The following is a 21,261-nucleotide window of genomic DNA, read 5'->3' as shown; positions in this document are numbered from 1 at the left end:
TGCTCCGGCATTGGCTCGCCGCCGCCCTTGGTAAAAAGCCTGTCCCTACGGACGGTTACCCAGGAACGCGGATGAAACCTTTGAAAGCAGCAGCGCTTTGCGTCATCAGTGGATGGATGATGCTCTTGAGTTCACCCGGCCATGCAGCACCGCCGGGTATCGAATGGCTGGTCGATTGCCCACGCCTGCCCGGGCAGGCCCTTGATCATGAGGTGGTTGCCCGCACCCAATGCGGCATCGTCACCGTGCCACAGGACCATCAGGCAGCGGACGCACGTACATTGCGCCTGACCATCACCCGCGTCGGGGCGCTGCAGCCACTGGAGCGCCGGGGGGTGATCTTCGCCCGCCCGGCCGCTGCCCAGGCGAATTTGCGCGGGGTGTTCGCAGTGCATCTGGCGACAGTCTGGAAGTACGAAAACACCGAGGCATACCGCACGCTGACCCGGTTCTACGATGTCATCGAGTTGAGCCCGCGCAACAGCCGTAATGCGCTGGCCAGCGACCAAGCGGCCTGGGACATGGAGTTCGTGCGCCAGCAATTGGGTGAGCAACGCATCAACTTCGTGGGCATCGCCCAGGGCAACCTGCTCGGTGCGGGATACGCCCAATTGTTTGCCGATCGAGTCGAGCGCATGGTGCTGATCGAGCCCGCCGGGAGCGCCGCCCAGGCCTTCGCGACACAGCCCGCCACCCTGCGGCTCAAGGGGCCGTATCTACAGAGCCCAACCACCGATGCCAGCCAGTGCGTAAGCCGCTGGGTCGGCACCTACCTGGCCCACGGCAGGCAGCCACCCGCATCCAGCAGTTGCCTGGTCGACTGAAGCCTCAGTCCACCAGCGCGCAACGCTGCATCGCGCTGGCCAGCATCTCCTGGCACTTGAGCACCGCCACCGAGCGCGGTCGATTGCGGTACCCGCACAGGTCGATGCGAATCCGCCCCAGGTGTTCATCGGCAATCGGCACCGCTACCAGGCCATCGCCCAGGTCGCGGGCGTCGGCATCCACCTGGGGCAGGATCAACACCGCCGCCCGTTGTCGGGCCAGGCTTTTTTGTACCTCCAGAGAGCTGGTGGTGAACACCGGCTGGATCGTCACCCCTCGCTTTTTCGCCGCAGCTTCCAGGGCCTGGCGCACGCCGTAGGCCGAGTCGGGGATGGCCAGGGGCTGGCCTTCAAGCTCGCGCAGTTCAATGCTGTCGCGCTGGGCAAAGGGGTGTTCGGCACTGACCAGCACCCGGTGCCACAGCTCGCATTGCGCGGTGACTTCAACATCGGCCCGCTCCTGCAGATAGAACGCCAGGCCCAGGTCGGCCTCGCCGCTGCACAGTGCATCGAGGGTGGCCGAAGCGCTGGCGATCACAATATTGAACGTGACCTTGGGATGGGCGCGGTAGAACGCCGCGAGCACCGGCGCCAACACCGTGGAAACGATACTTTCTGACACATGGATACTGATGTTACCCGCCACCTGGCTTTGCCGGCTGGCGATCACATCGCGCACCTGATCGAGGCCGCGCAGGGTGCTGGTGACCTGCTGGGCCAGGCATTCGCCCTCTACCGTCAGGCGGATGCCACGCGGGCCGCGCTCAATCAGGGCGGCGCCAAAGAAGTGTTCCAGGTGCTCGATCTGCCGGCTGACGGCAGTGGGCGTGACGTACAAACGCTCGGCCGCCTTACGCAACGAGGCGCAACGCGCCACCTCGTGAAAATACCGCAAGGCTCGTAATTGCATGGTCGGTGGCTCCTGCACAAAGACTGGAGCGCTAAGGCACGCAATTACTGCGCCAGGCTCAAAATTTGTGAGCACGACACATCCCCTGTGGGAGCGGGCTTGCTCGCGAATGCGCTGGGTCAGTGATGGATATATCGGCTGATACACCGCATTCGCGAGCAAGCCCGCTTGTATGTTTAGACTTGAAGGGGTGGACGGCGACTAAAAGCCCGATTCCGACTCTAGCCAGTACGGACCGTGGGAGACTTCTCGTCCCGCCCTTTCTACCCTAAGCGCCGATAAGGAATTCATCGGGAAAACCGACAATAGAGGCAAGCCAGCGCTGGGATAGACCCCGACAAGCCCTTAAACCCTAGCTCCGAGGATTAGTTATGACAATCCTTACTTCACCAACGGTTGTGGGTATCGATGTGGCCAAGGCCGAAATCGTTGCCTACCGCGAAGACCTCAACGCCACTCAAGCCATTACCAACGACCGCGATGCTCTTGGCCGCTGGCTCAACACATTACCTGCCAACAGCTCAATTGCCCTGGAAGCCACCAGCACTTACCACTTGGACACAGCTGAACTCGCCCATGAAATAGGACATCGGGTTTACGTTGTAGACGCTTATCGGTTGAGCCATTACCGCGAAAGCATTGGTCAGCGGGCGAAAACCGACCCTTGTGATGCACGTTTATTAGCGCGCTACCTGAGCAGCGAGCAGAAACGGCTACGGCTCTGGAGTCCACCTCCGCAGGCTTACAAGTTATTGAAAAGCTTGCTACACCGACGTGCAGAACTTATCAACTTGCGTGTAAGCCTCACACTGAGCTGGTCAGGCGAACCGCTTTTGAAAGACGAGTTGGCCCAGCAGTTAAAGTCCTTCAAACAAGCTGAGCAGGTCATTCAGAAGTTGCTGCACAAGGTCAGCAAAGAGGCGGGCATCACCGAAAATATCAAGCGCTGCAAAGCCATTGAGGGAGTGGGTGATCTTACGGCTACTGGTCTAGCGACAGCCTTCATGCGCGGTCAGTTCGCCAATGGCGATGCATTCATCGCTTTCTTGGGGATGGATCTGAGACCAAAAGACTCCGGGAAAAAGGCCGGCCCTCGGCACTTGAGTAAAAAGGGCGATTCAGAGTTGCGGCGCCTTGCTCACAACGCAGCGATGGCTGCTAGCCGATCTGCGACCTGGAAACCGTACTACGAGTCTTACCTGGCCCGAGGACTGGCAAAGACCCAAGCCCTGGTAATCCTCGCCCGCAAGCTCTGCCGGGTGGCATTCGCGCTGATGAAAAACCAGAGCGAATACCAACCGAACTTAAGGTTGCAGGGTTTACCTGCAACATAGAATCTCCCACATACGCCCATGGCCATGGTTTACGACCTGTTTTACCTGAAAACGACCCCTGCCGTTGACGCCCCTGCTCAACCCCTATTAAGTGCTATTTATCCGCATTAATACGATAAATAGAAAACCATGCTCAGCCGACCCCTGCGACGCAAACGCCAGAAGCTTTCCGATGTGATTGTCGAGTCGGTCAAGCGCTCGATCGTCACCGATGCGCTGAAGCCCGGCGACCGCTTGCCCACCGAGCGCGAGCTGATGGAGAGCTTCCAGTGCTCCAAGGGCTCGGCCCGCGAAGCGCTCAAGGCCCTGGAAGTCGAAGGCCTGGTCAGCACCCGCACCGGCCCCACTGGCGGGGCCTACCTGAACCAGGCCGGCACCGAACCGGCCAGCCGCGCCTTGCGCAACTACCTGCACTTCCAGCACCTGGATGGCGAGCAGGTGTATCAACTGCGCAAGGTGATCGAGGTGGAATTGGCGGTGTCGGTGCTGGGGCGCTTGAGCGAAGACGACTATCGCGCCCTGCAAGACAACGTGGATTTTTGCAGCGCCCCGGAAGACAGCGAGGCCGGCCAGCGTGAGCAGCGCCTGGCGGAGCTGGAATTCCACAACCTGCTGGCCAGGGCTTGCCCCAACCCGCTGCTGAGTTTCATGGCGCAGTTCCTCAACGACCTGCTGCGCGACCTGGTGGTGCTGAAAAAAGCCTACAAGCCCAAGCGCAAGCAGTTCGACGCGGCCAACCTGGACTATCACAAGCAACTGCTGAGCGCCTTTCGCGCCGGCGACGAAGCGGCCGTGCGCAGCCTGATGCATGAGCACATGTGCGACGCCGAACACCACATGACCGCGCTGGAAGGCCAGGTCAGCCCACACTTTCTACTGGAGTTCGATCACTCTTAAATACACCACAGCTCCCACATTCGGACCGCGTTTCACTTCAATAAAAAAGGCCTGCCCACAGGCCGTGCTCCACCGTATCGCCATTGCCACTCCTGCCAATAACTAAACCAGGGAGTCACCCCATGCAGCGTCGTACGTTGTTGAAAGCCAGCCTCACCGCCGCCGCCGCGCTCAGCCTTCCGCTGGGCGTGCGCAGTGCATTCGCCGCCGAACCGTTTACCTTTTACGGCCTCAAGTCCATGTCTGGTGCGTTTGCCAGTTATGGCAAATTTGCCGACATGGGTTCACGCCTGGCCGTGGCGCAGTACCCAGACTTGTTGGGGCGCCCGTTGAACTACAAGGTGATCGACACCGAAGGCAACGCCGGCAAGGCGGTGCGCAAGGTCCAGGAGGCGATTGGCCAGGATGGCGCGCGGTTCTTCCAGGGCTGCACCCTGTCGTCCTCGGCGCTGGCGGTGGCCAAGGAAGTGTCCAAGGTCGGCGGTGTATTCATGACCCCGGTGGGCGCCGATGAAGTCACCGGCAAGGACTGCAACAGCGCGACTTTCCGCTGGTCGGTGCCCACTTATGGCGCGATCCGCGAAACCGTGGTGCCGCTGATCAAGCTGCTGCCGGACGCCAAGCGCTGGTACACCATCACCCCGCAATACGTGTTCGGTGAAGCCCTGCTTGAAGGCGCCAAGGCGGTGCTGGCCGAGAGCGGCCTGGAACATGTGGGCAACAGTTATCACTCGTTGCAGGAGCAAGAGTTCTCCGGCTACCTGACCAACGCCATCGCCGCCAAGCCTGACGTGCTGGTATTGCTCAACTTCGGCAGCCAGTCGTCCAACACCCTGCGCCAGGCGGTGAACTTCGGTATCAAGGAGCGCATGAAAGTGCTGCTGGTGTGGTCCGCCGGCCTCGATCAGTTCCAGGAACTGGGCAGCGATGTGCTCGAAGGTGTGTACCTCGGCGCGCAGTATTGGCACCAGGTCGACACCCCGCTCAACCGCGAGCTGGTCAAGCTGACCCAGGCCAAGTACGGGATCAACCCCACCTACCCGCTGGCCGCCGATTACATCAGCACCAAGGTCATGCTCGACACCATCAAGGCCACCGGCAGCTTCGACGGCCCCACGGTGGCCAAGGCCATGCAGGGCCTGAGCTACGACGGCCCGACCGGCAAGGAAACGATCCGCGCCGGCGACCACCAGGTGATCAAGGATTACTACCTGCTGGTGGGCAAGGCCGCAGGCGACATGGCCGACAAGGACGACCTGGCCAAGGTGCTCAGCGCCGGCCAGTCGTTCCCACCGGTAGAAGCCACGGGCTGCACGCTCGGCTGATCCGCCCACTTTCACCGGTAATACACGACAGGGCCGTTGACCACGGCCGCCTGTTGGAGGGTTCCTGCATGCTCAATCTTTATCTGTTCCAGATTCTCAACGGCCTGGGCCTGGGGATGATCTACTTCCTGATCGCGGTCGGGTTGACCATCATTTTCGGCCTGCTGAACTTCGTCAACTTCGCCCACGGCGCGTTTTTTTTGCTGGGGGCGTACATCTGCTACACCGCCGTCAGCCTCACCGGCAGCTTCTGGCTGGCCCTGCTGATCGCGCCCCTGGTGGTGGCCGCACTGGCGTGGCTGATCGAGCGATTATTGATCCAGCGGATCTACCACCTGCCGCATATGTTCCAGATCCTCGTGACCCTGGGTATCGCGCTGATCATCCAGGAAGCCAGCGTGATGATCTGGGGCCCGGTGGGCAAAAGCGTCGCCGTCCCGGAATTGCTGCGCGGGGTGTTGGTGGTCGGCGACTTTGTGTACCCCTACTACCGCCTGTTTTTGATTGTGTTCTCGGGGCTGGTGGGCCTGGGCCTGTGGCTGCTGCTGGAGCGCACACGCTTTGGCGCCCTGGTACGGGCCGGCAGTGAGAGCACCGAGACCGTATCGCTGCTGGGCACCAATATTTTCCGCCTGTTCTCCATGACCTTCGCCCTCGGCGTGGCCCTGGCCGGCATCGCCGGCGTGTTGTTTGCGCCCTTGCGCGGCGCCCAGCCTTTTGTCGGTCCGGAAATCCTCGGCATCGCCTTCGTCGTCGTGGTGATCGGCGGCATGGGCTCGTTCGGCGGCGCCCTGGTGGGCGGCCTGCTGGTGGGCGTGGTGCAGAGCCTGATGACCACACTCTGGCCCCAAGGCGCGAGCCTGATGATCTACGGCGCCATGGCCGTGGTGATTCTGGTGCGCCCTTACGGCCTGTTCGGGAGAGTCTGACATGAGCGAGAAAAATCCCCTGCCGTTTGCCAAGACCCAATCCAAGGCCATGTTGCTGTGGGTGTTGGCGGTGCTGATCGGCCTGCCATTGATATTGCCCTCGGCGACCCTGGCCACCGAGATCCTGATCTTTGCCCTCGCCGCTCTGGCCTGCAACCTGTTGCTGGGCTACACCGGGCTGCTGTCGTTCGGTCAGGGCATCTTCTTCGGCGCCGGTGCCTATTGCGCGGCGCTGTTGATGATCCACCTGCAACTGGGCCTGTTCAGCGCGCTGCTCGGCGCGGCGCTGGCCGGTGGGTTCCTGGCGTTCCTGGTGGGCGCCCTGGCGATCCGCCGCACCGGTATCTACTTCGTGATGCTGACCCTGGCCTTCAGCCAGATGGCCTACTTCCTCGCCTACACCCTGAGCGACTGGACCGGTGGCGACAACGGCCTGCTCAGCGTGCCGCGCCCGGAAATCCGTATCGGTGACACGGTACTGCTGTCCCTGGCCGACGCCCGGGTGTTCTACGGTTTTGTCGCGGTGCTGTTCCTGCTGATCTTTATCGGCGCACGCCGGGTGATCGCCTCGCCGTTCGGCAGCACGCTGATGGCGATCCGCGAAAACGAAACCCGCGCCTCGGCCATCGGCTACGACACACGCCACTTCAAGATCCTGGTGTTTGTGCTGTCGGGCGCGGTCACCGGGATTGCCGGGGCGCTGTACGCGATGCTCCTGCACTTTGTGCCGCTGTCCAATATCGACCTGGTGATGTCGGAGAACATCCTGATCATGACCATCGTCGGCGGTACCGGCTCGCTGTTCGGCTCGTTGCTGGGGGCCGGTTCCATCGTACTGCTGGGGGATTTCCTGTCCGACCTGTGGCCGCGCTGGCTGATGCTGCTGGGGGTGATCCTGATCCTGGTGGTGATCTTTATGCGCGGTGGTTTGTGGGGCGGCCTGTCGTCACTGTTCGACCGTGTGCGGGGTAGCCGCAAGGCCGCCGTCGTGACCAAGGAGGAGCTGCTATGAGCATCCTGTTGGAAACCAAAGACCTGGAACTGGCCTACGGCGCCTTCCATGCCGTCAACGGCGTCAACCTCAAGGTCGAAGCCGGCACCATCCACACCATTATCGGGCCCAACGGCGCCGGCAAGACCAGCCTGTTTCACTGCCTGACCGGCGAGCGCCAGGCTACGGCCGGCGCGATTCATTTCGACGGCCAGAACCTGATGCGCAAACCGGCCCACGGCCGCGTGGGCCTGGGCATGGCCCGTTCGTTCCAGCTCACCAGCCTGTTCCAGAACCTCAGCGTGCGCGAGAACCTGCGCCTGGCCGCCCAGGGCCGCGACGGCGTGCGCGCCCTGAACTTCTGGCGCCGCGTCGACAGCCAGCGCGAGCACCTGGAAATGGCCGACCAGGTCCTGGAACGCCTGCAACTGACCGCCCGCGCCGAGACCCTGGCCGGTGAGTTGTCCCACGGCCAGCAACGGGTGCTGGAAGTGGGAATGTCGATCTGCTCGCGACCCAAGCTGTTGATGCTCGACGAACCCACCTCGGGCATGGGCATCGACGATATTCCGATCATGACCCAACTGATCAGCGACCTGGGCCGCGACCACACCGTGCTGTTGATCGAGCACAACATGAGCATCGTCATGTCCATCAGCCAGCGCATCACCGTGATGAGCCACGGGCAGATCCTGGTGGAAGGCACGCCGCAATTCGTACGCGCCGACGAGCGCGTGCGCACTGCTTACCTGGGAGAGGCCGCCTGATGCTGACCGTCGACAATATTCATTCCTACTACGACAAGAGCCACGTCCTCGAGGGCGTGTCCCTGACCGTCAACCCCGGCGAACTGGTGACCCTGCTCGGCCGTAACGGTGCGGGCAAGACCACCACCCTGCGCAGCATCCTGGGGATTATCTGCCCGCGCCAGGGGCAGATTCATTTCAACGGCCAGCCGCTGGTGGGGCAGAAGATCTTTGAAATCGCCCGCCAGGGGTTGGCGCTGGTCCCCGAAAACCGCGGGATTTTCCGTTTGCTCACCGTCGAAGAAAACCTGCGCATCGCCGTGCGCAAAACCAGCCGCTGGCAGATGGAAGACGTGTACGCGATGTTCCCGCGCCTCAAGGAGCGGCGCAAAAACGCCGGCCATGCATTGTCCGGTGGTGAGCAGCAGATGCTCGCCATCGCCCGCGCCCTGCTCAACGACCCCAAGCTGCTGATCCTCGACGAACCCACCGAAGGCCTGGCCCCGGTGATCGTCGATGAACTGGTAAAAATCCTGCGCAAGATCAAGGACGACGGCCTGCCGGTGCTGCTGGTGGAGCAGAACCTGTTGGTCTGCGACAAGCTTGCCGACCGCCACTACGTGCTCGAACAGGGCCGCGTGGTCTACGAAGGCAGCGCCGAGGCCTTTCGCGCCGACCCGACGATCAAGAACCGCTACCTGGCCCTGAGTGCCTGACCGGAGACTGCTGATGAATAGTTTTGCGCAACCGCTCAAGAGCAACGCCCCGCTGATCAACCGCGACCGCCTGTGGCAATCCTTGATGGACCTGGCCCAGCTCGGCGCCACGGCCAAGGGCGGCGTGTGCCGCCTGGCCCTGACCGACCTGGATCGCCAGGCCCGCGACCTGTTTGTGCAGTGGTGCGAGGCCGCCGGCTGCAGTGTCAGCGTGGATGCCATCGGCAATATCTTTGCCCGTCGCGCCGGACGTAACCCTGACCTGCCACCCGTGATGACGGGCAGCCATATCGACACCCAGCCCACGGGCGGCAAGTTCGATGGCTGCTACGGGGTGATGGCCGGCCTGGAAGTGATCCGCACCTTGAATGACTTGGGCGTGCAAACCCAAGCGCCGATTGAAGTGGTGGTGTGGACCAACGAGGAAGGCTCGCGCTTCCCGCCGTGCATGATGGGTTCCGGGGTGTTTGCCGGCAAATTCGACTTGCAGGAGACCCTCGACAAACAGGACGAGCAAGGCCTGTCGGTGGGCGCCGAGTTGCAGCGCATTGGCTACGCCGGCCCGCGTGCGGTACTTGGGCACCCGGTGGGCGCCTATTTCGAGGCGCATATCGAACAGGGTCCGGTGCTTGAAGATCAGGCCATCACCCTTGGCGTGGTCATGGGCTGCCTGGGCCAGAAGTGGTTCGACCTGACGCTCACCGGCGTCGAGGCCCACGCCGGCCCGACGCCCATGCGCCTGCGCAAGGACGCCCTGGTGGGCGCCGCGCAGGTGGTCAGCGCGGTCAACCGGATTGCCCATGAACAACAACCCCACGCCTGCGGTACCGTCGGCTGCCTAAGCCTGCATCCGGGCTCGCGCAACGTGATTCCCGGCCAGGTGCAGATGACCATCGACCTGCGCCATCTGCATGCCGACAAGCTGCAAGCGATGGTGGATGAAGTGCGTGAGGTGATCGAGGCCACGGCCAAGCAACATGGCCTGAGCTATGAGCTGACGCCCACCGCGGACTTCCCGCCGCTGGACTTTCATCCCTCTTGCGTCAACGCCGTGCGCGATGCGGCCAGTGTGCTGGGCTTGAGCCATATGGATATCGTCAGCGGCGCCGGGCACGACGCGATTTTTGTCGCCGAACTGGGCCCGGCCGGGATGATTTTTGTACCGTGCGAAGGCGGCATCAGCCACAACGAAATCGAAAACGCCGCGCCGGATGACCTGGCCGCCGGCTGCGCGGTGTTGCTGCGGGCCATGGTCAACGCAGCCCAGGGAGGTGATGCGGCATGACTGATATCGCCAACCTGACTGCCGTGGAACTGCTGGCGCGCTACCGGGATAAAAGCCTGTCGCCGGTGGACGTGACCGAGGATACGTTGCTGCGCATCGAACGCTACAACCCGCTGGTCAACGCCTACTGCCATGTCGACCCCGAAGGCGCCTTGAACGCCGCGCGGGCCTCGGAACAACGCTGGTTCAAGGGCCAACCTTGCGGCGCATTGGACGGCGTGCCGGCGTCAATCAAGGACTTGACCCTGACGGCGGGCATGCCCACGCGCAAGGGCTCGCGCACCTCATCCGCCAGCGGGCCGTGGGACGTCGACGCACCGTTTTCAGCGTTTATGCGCAAGGCCGGCGCGGTGCTGCTGGGCAAGACCACCACCCCGGAATTCGGCTGGAAAGGCGTCACCGACAACCCGCTGTACGGCATCACCCGCAACCCCTGGGACACCCGCACCACAGCGGGCGGTTCATCCGGCGGCGCGGGCGCGGCGGCAGCACTGAACCTCGGCGTGCTGCACCAGGGCAGCGATGCCGGGGGCTCGATCCGCATTCCCTGTGCCTTTACCGGCACCTTCGGCATCAAGCCGACCTTTGGCTACGTGCCGCAATGGCCGGCCAGTTCGATGACGATCCTCTCGCACCTGGGGCCGATGACCCGCACCGTGGAAGATGCCGTGCTGATGCTACAAACCGTGGCGCAACCGGACGCCCGGGACGGCCTGATTGGCGCCCCGCGCAGCACGCCGTGGCTCACACCCGGCACGGACCTGAAGGGACTGCGCATCGCCTACAGCCCTGATTTTGGCTACGTGAACGTCGATCCGCAGGTGGCCAAGGTGGTCGCGCAGGCAGTCGCGGGCCTGGTGCAACTCGGGGCGCATGTGGAACAGATCGACCCGGGGTTCAGCGACCCGCTGGAGGTGTTCAACACCTTGTGGTTCGCCGGCGCGGCGCGCCTGACGGGGCAACTGACCGGCGCCCAGTGCGACCTGCTCGACCCCGGCCTGCTGCGCATTGCGCAACAGGGCGAACGCCTCAGCCTGGACGACTACACCGCCGCCCTGGAAGCACGGGCGGCATTGGTGGCGCGCATGGCGGCGTTCCATGAGCACTACGACATACTGGTCTCGCCGATGCTACCGATCACTGCCTTTGACGCGGGGCACAACGTACCACCGGGCTCGGGGCTGGGCGAATGGATGGAGTGGACACCGTTCAGCTACCCCTTCAACCTCACCCAGCAACCGGCGGCCTCGGTACCGTGCGGGTTGGCGGCCAATGGCTTGCCGGTGGGCTTGCATGTGGTGGGGGCGCGGTTTGCCGATGAGCAGGTGTTGCGGGTGTGCCAGGTATACGCTCGGGCATTTCCGACCCAGCATTTGCAGGTGCCGAAAGACTTGGGGTGAGACCCGGTCTGATGGGGGGCTGGATTGCCTGCGATGGGCATGGTGGTGTACATATCCGTTGCTGCGGTCACGGCGACTTAGGGTTCCGCCCTGACGGCGGGTCACTTTCGAAGAGCGCGAAAGTAACCAAAGCGCTCTTGCCCCACCACTCGGTGCCTCGCCTAGGCTCGGCATGCCCGCAGTCAGGCATTGCTCCGTGGGCCCGCCGCGATCGGCCATCCATGGCCGTGTCGCGGCTACCCCGGCATCCATGCCGGGGTGCCCACTGCGCAATACCTGCCTGCGGCCATCGTGGTTTAACGGGGCGCCCAAGATCAAAAGCCAGATCAAAAACAGAGCAACAGCAACAGCAACAGCAACACCAGAGCGCGAAGCTGCATTCCCCTGTGGGAGCTGGCTTGCCTGCGATGACGGCAGGTCTGCCAACAGATTCATCGACTGATACACCGCTATCGCAGGCAAGCCAGCTCCCACAGGTATACGCGTAAGCCTCACCGATCAGGTCGGCTGTCAGGCCGCCTCGCTCTGCTTGTGATTTTGATCTTAGGCGCCCCGTTAAACCACGCTGGCCGTAATCCGATATTGATTTGGGGGGTAAACCGGCAGGACGCCGGTTTAGCCGCGCTGGGCCATGGATGGCCCATCGCGGCGGCCCCCCAAATCAATGTCGGATTACGGGCACACCGAGCCTAGGCGAGGTGCCGAGTGGTGGGGCAAGAGCGCTTTGGTTACTTTCGCGCTCTTCGAAAGTGACCCGCCGTAAGGGCGGAACCTTAAGTGGCCGTGACCGCAGCAACGGATATGTACCCAACCCCAAGAACCATCGCAGGCAAGCCAGCTCCCACACTCATCGCATTTCACACACCGATTTTCGATTGTCACACTACAATGCCCCTCCCCCCTCTCCGGAGCCGACATGGACATCGAACTGGCACGCACTTTCCTGGAAATCACCCGCTGCGGCAGCCTGGCCGCAGCCGCCGAGAAGTTGCACGTCACCCAGACCGCCATTACCGCACGCGTGCAAAAGCTCGAAAGCCAGCTCGACAGTACGCTGTTTGTGCGCAACCGCGCCGGGGCGCGCTTGACTGCCGATGGCGAGGCGTTCGTGGTGTATGCCAATCAACTGGTGCAAACCTGGGAAGCCGCACGCCGTGACCTGCCGTTGCCCGAGGGCTATCGCAATGTGTTGCATATCGGCGGCGAAGTCAGCCTGTGCAATCCGTTGATGCTCGGCTGGGCCAAGGCCCTGCGCGAGCATATCCCCAGCCATGCACTGCGCACCGAAGTGCGTGACGGTGAATACCTGTTGCGCCAGCTGGAACTGGGCGTGCTGGATGCCGCGCTGGTGTTCCAGCCGCAGTACTGGCCGGGGTTGCAGGTGGAGCAGGTGCTGGAGGAAAAACTGATCCTGGTGCGCCTGGCCGCCCGTCCCGATCCCTATGTGTATATCGATTGGGGCCCGGGCTTTCGCCAGCAACACGACGCCGCCCTGCCCGACAAGGCCCGCGCCGCGGTGAGTTTCAACTTGGGGCCACTGGCCCTGCAATACATTCTGGAGAACGGCGGCAGCGGCTATTTCCGCACGCGGGTGGTGCAGAGTTACCTCGAAAGCGGAGTAATGGAGCGTGTACCCAAGGCTCCGGAGTTCAGTTTCCCGACTTACCTTGTGTACTCGCGCGAACGCGATTCGGCGATCCTGCAGCAAGCCCTGGTGCTACTGCGCGGGGTGGTGAAGGCCGAAAGCGATTGGTCGCAACGCTGGGATCCGGTGCTTTGAACCCCTGCCCATGTTAGCCTCCTGATGTTTTCTCCTGGTCTGCCCTGTCGATGAACAAGAAAAAATCCGTCACCATCAGCGACATCGCCAAGCGGGTCAATATGACCACCATCACGGTGTCGCGGGCGTTGAGTAAACCCGACCTGGTCAAGCCCGCCACCCTGGCACGCATCCTTGAGGTGGCACGCGAGCTGGACTACGTGCCCAACGCCTTCGCCCGTGGGCTCAAGCGCAGCGAAAGCCTGATCATCGGGGTGATCACCGCATCGGTCGACAACCCGTTCTACAGCGAGATGATCAAGGCGATTTCCCGCGAGGCGAAAAAGCACGGCTACACCATCATGCTGGTGGACACCGACGAGCTGGAAGAACTGGAAAGCAAGGCCGTGGACACCCTGCTGGGTTATCGCGTGGCGGGGATCATCCTGTCGCCGGTCTCCGACGAGCCCGACTACCAACCCGATTACCTGGAACGCCTGGGCAACGGCAAGACGCCGGTGGTGCTGCTCGACCGCACGATCCACGACAGCCCGTTCAGCCGCGTGGTGCTGGACAACTACCACAGCGGGATCGAAGCCGCGCAATACCTGTTGCGCCACAACCCGGCGCTCAAGCGCCTGCTGGTGCTGACCGGGCCTGAGCATTCGCGCATCACCGTAGAGCGCCTCAAGGGCCTGCGCGAAGTACTGGCCGAGCATCCCCAGGTGCAGGTCCAAGTGTGCGCCGGCGACTACACCTTGATGCCCTCCTACCTGCACACCCTCGACTACCTGGCCGCGCACGCTGCGCCGGACGCGATCATGGGGTTCAACCAGTTGATCACCCTCGGCGCCTTGCGCGCCCTGCGCATGCACAACATCCCCCACGACAGCCTGACCATCTGTGGCATCGACCGCTTGCCCTTTGCCGATATCTTCGGCGTACCGATTGCCTGCGTGGCCCACGATGCGTCACTGGCCGGCAGCAGTGCGGTGCGCCTGTTGCTCGACCGCCTGCAAGACCCCTACAAGCCGCGGGACAAGGTGGTGATTGCCGGCACCCTGGAAAACGGCTAGCGGCTGGTGTAGCCGCCATCGATCGGCAGGCTGACCCCGCTGATCATGCTCGCCGCCTCGCTCAACAGGAACAGCACCGGTAATGCCACTTCGTGCGGCTGGGCGAAGCGTCCCAAGGGTATCGCCGCCAACGCCGGGTCGCGCTTGGCCGGATCGGACCAGGCCTGTTGCGCCATCGGCGTCAGGGTTACGGTGGGGTTGACGCTGTTGACCCGGATCCCGAAACGCCCCCATTCAGCACATTGCACGCGGGTGATCGCATCCAGGGCGGCCTTGGACGCGCAATAGCCGAGGTGGTCGTCCAGTGCCACCAGTGAAGCCTGGCTGGAGACGTTGACGATGCTGCCAGCAATACCTGCGGCGATCATCGCCGCCGCCACTCGGCTGGCGACTTGCGCGGCGGCGCGGGCGTTGACGTTCATCACCAGGTCAAAGGCTGCGCTGCTGATCGCCGCTGCCGGCTCCAGGCGCGAGATACCGGCGCAATTGACCAGGCCATGCATCGGCGGCAAGTCCTTGAGGGCCGCGTCCAGGGAGGCGCTGTTGGCAATGTCCAGGCACAGGGTTTCGCAACCCAATTGCGCGAGCGCGTTGGCGTCACGGCCGATGGCAAAAACCTGGGCGCCGCTGGCGAGCAGTTGCAGGGCGATTTCCCGGCCGATGCCGCTGCTGGCGCCGGTGACGAGGATGCGTTGGTGGGTGAAGTCGAAGGTGGTGGTCATCAATGAATATCCCAAAGCAATAGAGAGCCCATGTGGGAGCTGGCTTGCCGGCGATGGCGGCAGGTCAGCCAGCAGATTTATCGACTGATACACCGCTATCGCAGGCAAGCCAGCTCCCACATTTTGGTCCGTGTTCACTTAACTCGTTTGCAGGCTGTGCATCACCGGCTTGAGTGCCGGATACAGCTTCAGGTAGTCGGCAAAAGCGCGGTCATATGCCTGCACATTCTCAGCCCCAGGCTCAGCCCGCAGCTCCAACTGCACCCAGCCTTTTTCCATCTGCGCGGTGTCCACCAGCCCCACCGTATGCGCCGCCAACAACGCCGTACCCAATGCCGCCTCCACTTCCTGGACGATGGTGTACACCGGGTAGCGGGTCACATCCGCAATGATCTGCATCCACAAATCCGAATGGCTCGCCCCGCCCACCACGATCAACCGTGGGTCCAGTGAATGGGCACCACGCATGCCTGCCTCGATGTTGTGCCGCAGGGCAAAACTCACGCCTTCGAGTACCGCGCGGTACAGGTGGATGCGGCTGTGATACAGGTTCAGGCCGACAAAACTGCCGCTGGCCTGGTCATCCCATACCGGGCTGCGCTCACCCATCAGGTACGGCAAAAACAACAGCCCCTCACTGCCCGCCGGGATCTTGCGCGCGCTCTGTTCCAGCAGCCACAGGCTGTCCTGGCCGGTGTCTTTGGCCTGTTGTTCCTCGGCCTGGCAGAACTGCTCGCGAAACCAGCTCACCGAGGCGCCGGCGGTAATCGCGCCGCCGAAGATGTACAGGTCCTGCTGACCGTTGTAGACATGGGGCATGCTCACCAGGCCATGCCGGGCATCCACCTGTTGGTTGAGGTAGCCCCAGCACATGCTGGTGCCGATCATCGCCACGTGGTTGCCCGGCCGGGTGACGCCGGCCGCCAGGGTCGCCATGGCCGCGTCGACGCCACCGGCCAGCACCGGCATGCCCGCCGCCAGGCCCAGGCGTTGCGCCCATTCCGGCAGTAGGCCGCCCACCGCTTCGCCCGAATACAGCAAGCGCTCGGGCATCATCGCCAACGGGATATCCAGCGCCGCCAGCATCTCGGCAGACCAGCCGCGCGCGGCCACATCGTAGATACCGCCGATATTGCCGGCGCTGCTGTGATCCACCGCCACCTCACCGGTCAGGCAGTAGTTGATATAGCTGTTGGGCGGCAGCAGGTAGCGGGTGTTGGCCCAGACCTGGGGTTGGTGCTGCTTGAGCCAGAGCATCTTGGTGAAACCGTAGTAGCTGTCCACCGAGTTGCCGGTAATCGCGAACAGGCGCTCCAGGTCGACATGTTCGCGCACCCAGGCCACCTGCTCGCCGGCGCGGCGGTCCATCCAGATCAGGCACGGATGCAGCGGCTTGATAGCGGCATCCACGGCAATTCCCGAGCCGCCGTAAAGGCTGCTGATACACAGCGCTTTGACCGCCTCCTTGTGTACACCGGACTTGGCCATGCAGTGGTTGACGCAACTTTCGACCGCATCCAGCCAGACCTGCGGCCACTGCTCGGCCCAGCGTACTTTCGGGGTATCCACGCGATAGCCCTGGCTGTGCTGGGCGATGATCCGACCCTCGCCATCCACCAACAGCGCCTTGGTGCTTTGGGTGCCTATGTCTACGCCAATCACATAATGCATAGTCATTGTCCTGGCTTGAGCAGCACCTTGATCGACTTCACCGAGTTGGCCAGGTCGAACGCTTCAGCCCAGTTATCCAGCGGGAAGTCATGGGTGACGATGCCCTTGGACGTCACCAGGCCACGTTCGAACAGGTCGATGGCCACCGGGTAGCAATACGGCCCCAGGTGCGCGCCGCGTACGTCCAGTTCCTTGCGGTCACCGATGATCGACCAGTCGGCGCTGGTCTCGGCACCGAATACGCTGAACTCGACAAAGCGCCCCAGCTTGCGGATCAGCTCCAGGCCCTGGGTCACGCCGGCCGGCACGCCGGTGGTCTCGATGTACACGTCGCAGCCGTAGTTGTCGGTCAGGCTATTGATGATCTCGCGGGCGTTGTCCCGGGCGGGGTTGATCACGACATCGGCGCCGTATTTTTTCGCCAGCGCCAGGCGCTCGTCGACCATGTCGATGACCACCAGTTTTTTCGGGGTTTTCAAGGCGGCCACCTGCACCATGCACAGGCCCAGGGTGCCCGCGCCGGCAATCACCACCACGTCGTCGAGCTGCAGGTCGCCACGGTTGACCGTATGGATCGCGCAGGCCATCGGCTCGATCAAGGCCGAATCTTCCAAGGACACCGACTCGGGAATCTTGTGCACGATGGCCGTCTTGGGGATACGCATGTACTGGGCCATGCCGCCTTCGGCCACTTCGCGCTGGAAGCCGAAGATGTTGTGCACCTCGCACATCCAGTACTTACCGGACTTGCAGAAACGGCACTTGCCACAAGGCACGATCTGCTCGGCGATCACCTTGTCGCCCACCTTGACCTCGAAGTGCTCCTCGGCGCCCTCGCCCACTTGCTCCACATAGCCAAAAAACTCATGCCCCGGCACCACCGGCGCCTTGACCCAGGGGTTGTCGCCGCCCCAGAACATCGCCGCGCCCGAGTGGCATTTGCAGTCACTGGCGCAGATGCCGCAGGCGGCAATGCGGATCACCAGTTCATTGGGCCGCGCCTGGGGTTTGCTGATGCGCTCCAGGCGGTAGTCTTTCGGGCCGTGGCAGACGACGGCTTGCATTTGGGTGTGCTTATCCATGGTGTACTGACCTTTATTGAAGATGAGAGAGCCCGTCGCGGCCACGGCGGCCGCGTTGCGGTGATGGTTTTTTTTACTTGTGGCGCTGACGGCTGATAAAGATCGCCAGCAAAATAATTGCGCCCTTGATCACGCTCTGCACATAGGGCGAGACCCCGAGCATGTTCAGGCCGTTGTTCAACACCCCGAGCAGCATGGCGCCAAGCAAGGTGCCGACAATCACCCCGCGCCCACCGGCAATCGAGGCGCCGCCCAGGACCACAGCAGCAATCGCATCCAGTTCAAAACCGATGCCCGCATTGGGCTGGCCACTCATCAGGCGCGAGGTCAGCACCAGCCCCGCAATCGCCGCGGTCAGACCACTGAGGCCGTATACCAGCAACTTGAAACGCGCCGCCCGCACCCCGGACAAGCGCACCGCTTCTTCATTGCCGCCAATGGCGTAGATATAGCGACCGATGCGCGTGTGTTGCAGCAGCACATAGGCCACCAGGTAGGTGACCAGCATGATCAGGATCGGTACCTGGATGCCCAGCAGGCTTTCACGGCCAAAGAACGCGAACCACTCCGGCAGCCCGGAAATCGGATAGCCGTCGGTGTACATCAGGCCAAAGCCACGGGCGATGCCCATGGTCGCCAGGGTGACGATGATCGGTGGCATATGCAGGTAGGCCACGAACAGACCGTTGCCGATACCAAACGCCACGCCGATCAACAACCCGGCGCCAATCGCCAGGCCCGGCGGCAGGCCCGCGACCATCAGGCCGGCGGTCAGGGTGCCGGACAAGGCCATCACCGGCCCCACTGACAAATCGATGCCACCGGTCAGGATCACGCAGGTCATGCCCACCGCAATGATCGCGTTGATCGACACTTGGCGGGCGATATTGGACAGGTTGCTGGCGGTGAGGAAAGTATCACTGGCGACGATCATCACGGCCGTGACCACCAATAGCCCGATAAACGGATAAAACGCCGGCGAGCGCACCAGCCGCGCCAGGTTCAGGCGCAGCCAGCCGGTCTCGGCGCGGTTAATGGACGTATTCACTTGAGCCCCCTGTTGCATGGCGCATAACCTCTTGTGGGTTGACGGCGGACGCTTCCAGTACCTTGACGATCGCGCCTTTGTGGAACACGGCGACGCGGTCGCACATGCCGATGATTTCCGGCAGCTCCGAAGAAATCATGATGATTGCGTAGCCTTGCTCGGTGAGCTTGCGCATCAGCGCGTAGATCTGTGCCTTGGCGCCGACGTCGATGCCACGGGTGGGTTCGTCGAACACCAGCACGTCGCAGTGATGGTTGATCCAGCGTGCAATCACCACTTTCTGCTGGTTGCCGCCACTGAGGTTGAACACCCGGCTTTCGCCACTCGGGGCCTTGATCGACAGCTGGCGCATCAGCTCATCGACACTGGCGCACTCCTTGGTCTTATCGATCAGGCCGCAGGCACCCTGGTATTTGCGCAGGTTGTTGATGGAGATGTTTTCGCGAATGCTGAAATCGGTGATCAGGCCTTCGCTCTTGCGGCTTTCCGGCAGCAGGCCGATGCCCTGGGCCAAGGCCTGGGCCGGGTCGTCGAGGCTGACTTTTACCCCGCGCAGCCACACATCCTTGGTCACCGACGCCAGCGCGCCCATCATGCCCAGGGCCAGTTCGGTGCGGCCCGAGCCGACCAGCCCGGCAAACCCGAGTATTTCGCCCTGGTGCAGCTGGAACTGGTTGTGCGGGCCGTTGCGCTTGAGCTGGATGTCCTTGACCTCCAGCAGCAACGGCCCGCGCGCGGCGGTGGGTTTGGGGGGGAAGCTGCATTCCAGTTTCCGGCCCACCATCATCTCGACCAGGCGGTCGATATCGCTGTCCGCCACATCCGTCACGCCGGCGTTGCCGCCGTCGCGCAATACGCTGATGCGGTCGCACACCTGGAAAATTTCTTCGAGGTGATGGGAGATAAAAATCACGGCCACTCCCTGACGCTTGAGCTCACGCATGATCTCGAACAGCAGCTCGGCCTCGCTTGGCGTAAGGGTCGCGGTGGGTTCGTCGAGCACCAACAGCCGCGCATCCAGGGCCAGAGCCTTGGCGATCTCGACAAACTGTTGCTCGGCCACACTCAGGTGCTTGACCGGGCATTGCAGGTCGATGCTCACGCCCAGGCGTTGGAACAACGCCTGGGACGCTTGATGCATATCGCGCTTGCGCAGCAGGCCAAAGCGGTTGTTCAGCTCGTGGCCGAGGAAAATGTTTTCCACTGCGGTGAGGTAGGGAATCAGGCTGAACTCCTGGAACACAATGCCGATACCGGCGGCAATCGCGTCACGATAGGTCGCGAACTGCTGCGCCTGGCCGTCGATCAGGATGCGCCCTTCATCCTGGTGCTCGACCCCGCCGAGGATTTTCATCAGGGTCGATTTACCCGCGCCATTTTCCCCGAGCAAGGCATGGATTTCGCCGCGCTCCACCTGCAGGTTGATGGACTTGAGGGCTTGCACCCCCGGGTAGCGTTTACAGATGTTTTCCAGTTGCAAAAGACTGCTCATGCCGCCGACCTCTCGTTCAGAAGGGTGCCCAGGGCCCCACGCTTGACGTGGGGCGCGGACGGTTTACCAGCTGAAGTCCTTGGCCTTGGCCTGATCGATCAGAGTGATATCCACCGGGAGGGTGGCGGGCACTTGCGAGCCCCACTTCTTGGCCAGGGCGATGCCCAGGGCCAGGCGGATCTGGTCGCGCGGGTATTGCGCCGAGGTGGCGATGAACTTGCTGCCAGGCTTGAGGATGGCCTTGATCGCTTCCGGCGCACCATCGACGCTGACCAGTTTGACGTCCATGCCGCTGGCCTCGATGGCCGACAGTGCGCCAAGGGAGCCGTTGTCATTGACGCTGAAAATGCCCTTGAGGGTGGGTTGGGCCTGGAGCATGTTTTCGGTCACGGTCAGTGCCTGGTCACGCTCTTGCTTGCCGTTCTGAATGCTGACGATCTTGATCTGCGGATGCTTGGCCACAGCCTCCTTGCAACCGCGCACGCGCTCGAGGATCGGCACCACGGCGATGCCGTCGAGGATTGCGATATTGCCGGCGTCACCGATGTTTTTCGCCAGGTATTCACAGGCCTGGAAGCCGGCGTCGAAGTTCTTTGAGCCGACGAAGGAGTCCAGCGGGCCATCGGCCTGGGCGTCTACCGCGACCACCACGACACCGGCGGCATGGGCCGATTTGACGGCGGACTGTACGCCCACCGAATCCGTGGGGTTGATCAGCAGGATATCGATGCCCTTTTGCAGCATGTCTTCGACATCACTGACCTGCTTGGACACGTCGTGGCGGGCATCGGTGATGATCAATTGCGCGCCGATGGTCGCCGCTGCGTCTTGCAGGGCATCTTTCATGGTGACGAAGTACGGGTTGTTGATTTCCTGGAAGGAAGCGCCAATGCGCAGAGGCGCAGGCCGGGTGTCGGCCAGGGCGACGGTGGAGATGCTTAGAGCCAACAAACACAGGGTTTTGCGAAGCATTTTCATGGCGTGGGTCTCTGTTTTGTTTTTATTTTTAGAGCAAATGTTATCGTTAACATTTTGGCAGAAGCTAGCAAGTAAA

19 protein-coding genes are annotated in these 21,261 nt (G+C 62.6%); 12 read left to right on the top strand and 7 right to left on the bottom strand.

The window, feature by feature from the left end:
- Positions 1 to 71 precede the first annotated feature (71 nt).
- Entirely contained in the window at positions 72 to 824 is a 753-nt protein-coding gene (locus HKK57_RS19580; protein ID WP_029293297.1) for an alpha/beta fold hydrolase, read from the top strand.
- 4 nt (positions 825 to 828) lie between these two features.
- Here the strand turns inward: HKK57_RS19580 and HKK57_RS19575 are convergent, their stop codons facing one another.
- A complete protein-coding gene (locus HKK57_RS19575; protein WP_169390592.1) occupies positions 829 to 1,734 on the bottom strand; it encodes a LysR family transcriptional regulator in 906 nt (301 codons plus the stop codon).
- Positions 1,735 to 2,105: 371 nt separating this feature from the next.
- Between HKK57_RS19575 and HKK57_RS19570 the strand changes: the two genes are divergently transcribed.
- From HKK57_RS19570 to HKK57_RS19520, 11 genes are all read left to right on the top strand, one after another.
- A complete protein-coding gene (locus HKK57_RS19570) occupies positions 2,106 to 3,068 on the top strand; it encodes an IS110 family transposase (protein ID WP_029299564.1) in 963 nt (320 codons plus the stop codon).
- Between the two features lie 129 nt (positions 3,069 to 3,197).
- Complete coding sequence (locus tag HKK57_RS19565; protein ID WP_029293293.1) at positions 3,198 to 3,965, top strand: FadR/GntR family transcriptional regulator; 768 nt, start codon at positions 3,198 to 3,200, stop codon at positions 3,963 to 3,965.
- A gap of 122 nt (positions 3,966 to 4,087) precedes the next feature.
- The gene (locus HKK57_RS19560; protein WP_029293291.1) at positions 4,088 to 5,290 is read left to right on the top strand and encodes an ABC transporter substrate-binding protein; all 1,203 of its coding nucleotides are present in this window, start codon (positions 4,088 to 4,090) and stop codon (positions 5,288 to 5,290) included.
- Positions 5,291 to 5,358: 68 nt separating this feature from the next.
- Positions 5,359 to 6,219 (top strand): branched-chain amino acid ABC transporter permease, encoded by an 861-nt coding sequence (locus tag HKK57_RS19555; protein WP_029293289.1) that lies wholly within the window; start codon positions 5,359 to 5,361, stop codon positions 6,217 to 6,219.
- Position 6,220: 1 nt separating this feature from the next.
- Entirely contained in the window at positions 6,221 to 7,231 is a 1,011-nt protein-coding gene (locus HKK57_RS19550) for a branched-chain amino acid ABC transporter permease (RefSeq protein WP_070996181.1), read from the top strand.
- Entirely contained in the window at positions 7,228 to 7,977 is a 750-nt protein-coding gene (locus HKK57_RS19545) for an ABC transporter ATP-binding protein (RefSeq protein ID WP_029293285.1), read from the top strand. Before HKK57_RS19550 ends, HKK57_RS19545 begins: the two co-directional genes overlap by 4 nt.
- Positions 7,977 to 8,672: an ABC transporter ATP-binding protein gene (locus tag HKK57_RS19540; protein WP_032863689.1), complete on the top strand. Its 696-nt coding sequence runs from the start codon at positions 7,977 to 7,979 to the stop codon at positions 8,670 to 8,672. The genes HKK57_RS19545 and HKK57_RS19540 overlap by 1 nt, the downstream gene beginning before the upstream one ends.
- A 13-nt stretch (positions 8,673 to 8,685) precedes the next feature.
- Positions 8,686 to 9,957: a Zn-dependent hydrolase gene (locus tag HKK57_RS19535; RefSeq protein ID WP_029293281.1), complete on the top strand. Its 1,272-nt coding sequence runs from the start codon at positions 8,686 to 8,688 to the stop codon at positions 9,955 to 9,957.
- Positions 9,954 to 11,357, top strand: a complete 1,404-nt coding sequence (locus HKK57_RS19530; RefSeq protein WP_169390591.1) for an amidase — start codon at positions 9,954 to 9,956, stop codon at positions 11,355 to 11,357. The genes HKK57_RS19535 and HKK57_RS19530 overlap by 4 nt, the downstream gene beginning before the upstream one ends.
- A gap of 916 nt (positions 11,358 to 12,273) precedes the next feature.
- Complete coding sequence (locus HKK57_RS19525; protein ID WP_029293277.1) at positions 12,274 to 13,137, top strand: LysR family transcriptional regulator; 864 nt, start codon at positions 12,274 to 12,276, stop codon at positions 13,135 to 13,137.
- A gap of 50 nt (positions 13,138 to 13,187) precedes the next feature.
- Positions 13,188 to 14,192 (top strand): LacI family DNA-binding transcriptional regulator, encoded by a 1,005-nt coding sequence (locus HKK57_RS19520; RefSeq protein WP_029293275.1) that lies wholly within the window; start codon positions 13,188 to 13,190, stop codon positions 14,190 to 14,192.
- Here the strand turns inward: HKK57_RS19520 and HKK57_RS19515 are convergent.
- The 6 genes from HKK57_RS19515 to HKK57_RS19490 all read right to left on the bottom strand — a co-directional run bounded on the left by HKK57_RS19515 (position 14,189) and on the right by HKK57_RS19490 (position 21,185).
- Positions 14,189 to 14,914: an SDR family oxidoreductase gene (locus HKK57_RS19515; protein ID WP_070996391.1), complete on the bottom strand. Its 726-nt coding sequence runs from the start codon at positions 14,912 to 14,914 to the stop codon at positions 14,189 to 14,191. The genes HKK57_RS19520 and HKK57_RS19515 overlap by 4 nt on opposite strands.
- Before the next feature lie 138 nt (positions 14,915 to 15,052).
- On the bottom strand, positions 15,053 to 16,585 hold the full coding sequence (locus tag HKK57_RS19510; protein ID WP_169390590.1) for an FGGY-family carbohydrate kinase: 1,533 nt from the start codon (positions 16,583 to 16,585) through the stop codon (positions 15,053 to 15,055).
- A gap of 2 nt (positions 16,586 to 16,587) precedes the next feature.
- Entirely contained in the window at positions 16,588 to 17,667 is a 1,080-nt protein-coding gene (locus HKK57_RS19505; RefSeq protein WP_070996393.1) for an alcohol dehydrogenase catalytic domain-containing protein, read from the bottom strand.
- A 73-nt stretch (positions 17,668 to 17,740) separates the two neighbouring features.
- Positions 17,741 to 18,733 carry an ABC transporter permease gene (locus HKK57_RS19500; RefSeq protein WP_029293819.1) on the bottom strand — a complete coding sequence of 331 codons (993 nt, stop codon included), beginning with the start codon at positions 18,731 to 18,733 and terminating at the stop codon, positions 17,741 to 17,743.
- Positions 18,699 to 20,207, bottom strand: coding sequence for a sugar ABC transporter ATP-binding protein (locus HKK57_RS19495; RefSeq protein ID WP_070996394.1), 1,509 nt, complete (start codon positions 20,205 to 20,207; stop codon positions 18,699 to 18,701). Before HKK57_RS19495 ends, HKK57_RS19500 begins: the two co-directional genes overlap by 35 nt.
- Positions 20,208 to 20,270: 63 nt before the next feature.
- Positions 20,271 to 21,185, bottom strand: coding sequence for a substrate-binding domain-containing protein (locus HKK57_RS19490; protein WP_029293268.1), 915 nt, complete (start codon positions 21,183 to 21,185; stop codon positions 20,271 to 20,273).
- Between the last annotated feature and the right edge of the window lie 76 nt (positions 21,186 to 21,261).

The sequence above is a fragment of the Pseudomonas sp. ADAK21 genome (assembly GCF_012935735.1).
Classification (GTDB): domain Bacteria; phylum Pseudomonadota; class Gammaproteobacteria; order Pseudomonadales; family Pseudomonadaceae; genus Aquipseudomonas; species Aquipseudomonas proteolytica.
The sequence above is the reverse complement of the archived record's forward strand: the minus strand, read 5'-3'. Positions and strand labels throughout refer to the sequence as shown.